This window comes from Subtercola boreus (genome assembly GCF_003399645.1).
GTDB lineage: Bacteria > Actinomycetota > Actinomycetes > Actinomycetales > Microbacteriaceae > Subtercola > Subtercola boreus_A.
In genome coordinates, this window is record NZ_NBXD01000038.1 from 1 (window position 1) to 778 (window position 778).

The following is a 778-nucleotide window of genomic DNA, read 5'->3' on the forward strand; positions in this document are numbered from 1 at the left end:
GAGAGTGCTGCCGCGATGGAATATGTGACGCAGGAACTCGGCTACAGCCAGGCGCCCGTTGTTGTGGTCGATGAGCACGACTACTGGGCGGGGTTCCGCCCCGACAAGATCGAAGCGCACGCAGCATGAACACCCCGGACACTGAGAGTGATGACTACCGGGCCGGGTTCCTCGCCGGGCACGCCAGCAGGCAGGGGGAGATCGACGCGCTCGACGACGTCGCGGACCGGCTCTACCGGAAGGCATTCGGTGACGAGCGCCGGATCCCCGGGGACCTCACCACCAAAGCGGAGCTAGAGCAGCGTCGCCAGCTCGTGGAGCCGCCTACGGAAGTGACCCGCGCGGCCGCGCTGGTCTCCTGGGGCCTCACGGATGAGACCGCCAGTGAACAACCGCCGGCTGATACCGCAGCTCCCGGCGAGACACCGCCGGCCGTGGTCGTGAAGACGAACCGAACGAACCGAACAAGCAGGAGACGCCTCATGAGTACCAGAACCATCGTCGGGAACCTCGCCGCGGACCCGCAAGCAGTCCAGGCCGGCCGCGTACAGATCGTGAAGCTCCGGGTCGTTCAGGACACCGGCGAATACCGGCAGGGCGGATGGGTTGCCCACGACGATGCAACAACACATTTCGTGGAGGCGAAGTTCCAGCTCGGGGAGAACATTCTCGCCACCCTCCACAAAGGTGATGCCGTCATCGTCGTCGGGTATGAGCACACCGTGTCCTGGGGTGAGGGTGAGAACAAGCGGTACGGCCGGGTCATCGACGCCGACGC

At 65.4% G+C, this 778-nt stretch carries 1 protein-coding gene; it reads left to right on the forward strand.

Annotated elements, in window-relative coordinates:
* Positions 1 to 125: 125 nt before the first annotated feature.
* Positions 126 to 778: single-stranded DNA-binding protein (locus tag B7R24_RS16685; protein ID WP_147304096.1), on the forward strand; the 653-nt coding region annotated here is incomplete at its 3' end.